Origin of the sequence: Saccharomonospora halophila 8, from assembly GCF_000383775.1 — a bacterium.
GTDB lineage: Bacteria > Actinomycetota > Actinomycetes > Mycobacteriales > Pseudonocardiaceae > Saccharomonospora > Saccharomonospora halophila.
In genome coordinates this window covers 73,157-77,612 of record NZ_KB912565.1, presented here as the reverse complement: position 1 = coordinate 77,612, position 4,456 = coordinate 73,157, and the positions used below count along the sequence as shown (strand labels likewise).

At 71.5% G+C, this 4,456-nt stretch carries 3 protein-coding genes and 1 pseudogene; all 4 read right to left on the bottom strand.

Translation table 11 applies throughout. From position 1 onward, the window contains the following. A pseudogene (locus tag SACHA_RS25580) lies at positions 1 to 208 on the bottom strand (hypothetical protein); the annotation flags it as partial. Next, entirely contained in the window at positions 205 to 807 is a 603-nt protein-coding gene (gene sigM / locus SACHA_RS0114880) for an RNA polymerase sigma factor SigM (protein ID WP_019810968.1), read from the bottom strand. The pseudogene SACHA_RS25580 and the gene sigM, both read right to left, overlap by 4 nt. 83 nt (positions 808 to 890) lie before the next feature. Further along, the gene (locus tag SACHA_RS0114875) at positions 891 to 2,426 is read right to left on the bottom strand and encodes a protein kinase family protein (protein ID WP_019810967.1); all 1,536 of its coding nucleotides are present in this window, start codon (positions 2,424 to 2,426) and stop codon (positions 891 to 893) included. 193 nt (positions 2,427 to 2,619) lie between these two features. Next, on the bottom strand, positions 2,620 to 4,456 hold a 1,837-nt coding region (murJ, locus tag SACHA_RS0114870; RefSeq protein WP_051110251.1), incomplete at its 5' end, for a murein biosynthesis integral membrane protein MurJ.

The window sequence follows — 4,456 nt, the reverse complement described above, 5'->3', positions numbered from 1 at the left end:
CGGGATCCCCGGCGGCGAGCCCGGCGAGGTCGTCGGCGGTGCTGTCCAGGGCGTCGAGAATCGCGGTGGCCTCGGGGTCGGCATCCACGCGCGGCCGGAGCAGGGCCGCCTCCCGCTCGTCGAGCACCCCCGCGTGCAGGTCGGCGAGCAGATCGACGGACCACGGGGGGCCGGCGAGGTCGCCCCGCCCGCTGCTCTCGTCGGTCATCGTCCCTCCCCGTATTTGCTTTCGTGAGTTGGGACGTCCCCCTCCCCCACGGGGTTCCGCAGATGCCCGAGAAGTTTCGCGAGCTTGGCGCGTCCCCGCGCGCACCGGCTCTTCACCGTTCCCTCCGCGATCTCCAGTAACCGTGCCGCCTCGGACACCGGGTACCCCTCCACGTCCACCAGCACGATCGGGATCCGCTGATCCTCGGGCAACCGGTCGAGCGCCTCGGAGACCAGCATCCGGGTCTCCCGCTCGGCCATCGCGTCCCCCGGTACGGCCGGTTCGTCCTGGTTGGTCTCCGGCAACGGGACCGTGGGTCTGGCCTGGCGTCTGCGGATCCGGTCGAGGCAGGCGTTCACCACGATCCGGTGCAGCCAGGTCGTCACCCGTGACTCGGCACGGAAGGTCGCCGCGGCGCGGAAGGCGGAGACGAACGCGTCCTGCAGCGCGTCGGCCGCCTCCTCGGGGTCGCGGACGGTGCGGAGGGCGACCGCCCACATGCGGTCCCGGTGCCGTCTGACCAGTTCGTCGAAGGCGTGCGGATCCCCGGCCGCGTGCGCGGCGACGAGATCGGCGTCCGTGGGCGCTGCTGCGGTCACCCGGCAGAGAGTACTAAGGCTGCCACCCGCAGTGGGGATCACCTCACAGTGTGACAGGCCTGCGTCTCGATGTCTCGATCAGGCTATCCCTGTGGGAGAAATACCAGTTCCGACAGTTGCGACTGGTACTCCGGTGCCTCCCCCGAGAGGGTCGTGATCCACACGAGGACGTGCCGGGTGGACGTCGGTTCGGACAGCCGGAACTCGGTGCGCTCGCCGTCGAGCGTGCCGGAGGCCACCACCTCGGTGTCGGCCGGTTCGGGGTCGGCCGAGTCGGCGACCCGGATCTCCAGCTCGGTCCCGGGACTGTCGGCCACGACCCGCACCGCGGCCAGGTCGACCGGCTCGTCGAACTCGGTGATCAGGCCGACACCGGACTTGAACGCGGGGAACTGCTCGCGGTACTCGTCGGTGTCCCACACCGTCGAAGGGTCGCCGTCGACGGCGTGCGGCGCCTGGTCCACCCCGTCGCCCTCCCCCTCGGGGTTGAAGACGTCGATGCCGGACGGGTCGACCGGATCGCCGAGCCCGGAGCCCTCGCCGTCACCGGCCCCGGCACGGTCGTCCGTCGGTTCGGGCTCCTGTCGCGAGGACGTCCCGTCGGCCAGGTTGACCGGCGGACCGGACGGTGGATCGTCCCGGAAGAAGCTGATCGCCATCATCCCGAGCCACGCGAGCACCACGATCGCGCCGATCACGACGACGCTCACCCCGAGCGCCAGCTTGCGCCGCCGGGTGGCGTCGCGCACCGGTTTCGACGTCGTCCACACGCCGCCGTCGGGGTCGACGTTCTCCGGCGGGCGGTGGGCGTGTTCCTCGGCCTCGGCCGCCTGGTCGAGCATCCGCAGCATCGCGGAGCTGGTGCGCACACCGCCGTGCCCCTCGTCGGCGACGGTGCGCACGGCGACGGAGGACAGCTCGGGCGGCACCCCGGACATCAGCGAGTGCGGCGGCACCAGGGCTCCGGCCTGGTTGCGGGGTGCCGAGGGGATGGCCGGTGGCCCACCCGGCAGTGCCCACCGGCCGGTGAGCAGCAGATACAGCACCGCCCCGAGCGCCTTGACGTCGTCCCGCAGCGTGGTGTCCGGCAGGGCCCCGGGGAACGCGAGGCGCAGGCGCCCGTCCTGGGTGACCCGCAGCCGCTGCGGATGGTCGATGCCGAGCACCAGGCCGGACTGGTGCGCGGCCTCGACCGGCTCGGCGAGGCCGCGCACCATCCGGACGGCGTCGCCGGGCTCGACCCGCTGCTGGGTGAGGACGTCGACGAGGTCGGTGCCCTTGGTCCACTCGGCGACCACGATCCCCAGGATGCCCTCGCTGGAACTGATGCCGTTGCCGAGCGTGAGCACGTCCAGCACCCGCGCCACGCTCGGGTGCTCGAACTTGGCCACGTGCGCGGCGCGCTCCAGTGTCCGCCTGCCCTGCCGCGCCGCCTCGACGTCGGCGGGGTCACCCACGAGTACGGTCAGCGCGACGTCGCGTTTGAGCTGCCCGTCCCGGGCACGCCACAGGTGGGCCCCACCGCGTTCGTCGATGCCGAACTGGGCGAGCAACCGGTAGCGGCCGTCGCCGACGACCCCGCCGGGCGCCAGTGATCCACCGCGCGTACGGAAGCCCACTCGGGTCGCCTCCCCTACCGAATCAGTGCCCGGACGCGAGCGGCCCGCGCCGGGTTCCGTGACCGGTCACCCCGCGAGCTGATCCGGTCACCGCCGACTCCCGTCGGCCCCGACCGGCGCTGCCGCCCCTTACTCCTCGCACGAGGGTACGTGACCGTGCCGCGCCCCCGTGCGGTATCGGTGCCCGGCCGGGTTACCCGCGGCGGATCATGCCGGCCACCCGCCGGGTGACCGGCGCGAGCTCGTCGATCCGCAGTGCGATCAGCACCCCGAACGACACCGCCAGCCCCACGATGCCCTGGACGACGAGTTTCACCCAGGCCGTGCCGATCGCTCCCAGGTCCGGCACGAGGAACCCGGCCAGTACGGCGGTGAGCGCGCCGAGCCCGCTGGCCGCGACGGTGAACAGGATGACCCCGAGCACCCGTCTGCTGCGCAGGTTGCCGAGCTTGACCCACAGCCACACCTGCCCCATGACCGCGCCCACGACGAACACCATCGAGTTCACCAGCATCACGCCGAGCACGACGTTGAGCGGGTGCAGCACCGCGGAGGCCAGGTACAACAGCGGGATCTTCACCGCCGTCATCACGACCATGATCAACGTCGGGGTGCGCGAGTCCTTCATCGCGTAGAACACCCGCATCTGCAACATCACCAGCGCGTACGGCACCAGTCCGAACACCGACACCGCCAGCGCCTGCCCCAGCCGCTCGGCATCCTCGACCGAGCCACGGCCGAGTGCGAACAGCGCCACCCCGATCGACGGCCCCGCCACGGCCATGACCGCCGAGACGGGCATGAGCATCAGCGTCGTGAGCCGGGACCCGTAGGAGAGGTCGCCGACCAGCTTGTCCCGTTCGTCCTCCGCCGCGGCGCGGCTCATCCGCGGCATCAGCGCGGTCAGCAGGGACACGCCGATCACGCCGTAGGGCAGCTGGAACAACAGCCACGCGTTCGAGTAGATCGAAGGGCCGCCGTCGGCACCGCCGGTGAGCACCCGGGTGTTCACCACCATGCCGATCTGGCTGACGGCGACGTACCCCAGGATCCAGGCGGCCAGTCCGCCGAACTCCTTCAGCCGCTCGTCGATCCCCCAGCGCCAGCGGAACCGGAAGCCGGACCGCAGCAGCGGCGGGATCAGGAAGGTGGCCTGGGCCACCATCGCGGTGAGCACACCGATACCGAGGACGAGCACCTGCGGGTCGCTCATGTTCGTCGGCACGATCGTCGGGTCGCCGGGGACCAGCGCGAACGCGCCGATGGTCGCGAAGATGACCAGATTGTTGATCACCGGCGCCCACTGGGCGGGGCCGAAGATCTGTTTGGCGTTCAGGATCGCCGACAGCACCGCGAACAGCCCGTAGAACAGCAGTCCCGGGAGCAGCAGGTACGCGAACCAGGTGGCCAACTGCTGGTTGGCGTCGCCGTCGTCCTCCATCAGCAGCCCGGTCAGCCACGGCGCGAGCGCGGTGGAGAGCACCGCACCGGCACCGAGCACGGTCACCGCCAGCGTGATCAGGCGTTGCGTGTAGGACTCACCGCCGTCCTCGTCGTCCTGTGACCGGACGAGCAGCGGCACGACGACACTCGTCAGCACACCGCCGAGCAGCAGCTCGTTGATGATCAGCGGGAGCGTGTTGGCGACGGTGAACGAGTCGTAGAGCACGCCGAGCGTGGCCACCCAGGCCAGCATCACCTTCCAGGCGAAGCCGGTGATGCGGCTGGTCAGCGTGGCGATGGCCATCCGGCCGCCCGCCTTCGCCAGTGACGGGGACTTCTTCTGGTCGTCCTCGCCCTCCGGCTCGTCGAGCTGGACCTCCGGCAGCCGCTCCCCGATCGGCTCCGAAGTGATCCTCGGCATCATCCGCGTGGCGAGCTCGTCGTACGGCCGCAGCACGTCCGGGTCGGCCGAGGGCCACCGCACGCCCGGATCGCGGGGGATGTAGACGGTGCGGTCGCCGTCGTGGGCCTCCTGCCGCCACGGCCGGACGGGACGTCCGCGGTTCTGCGGCGGCCTCCCCCGGCGC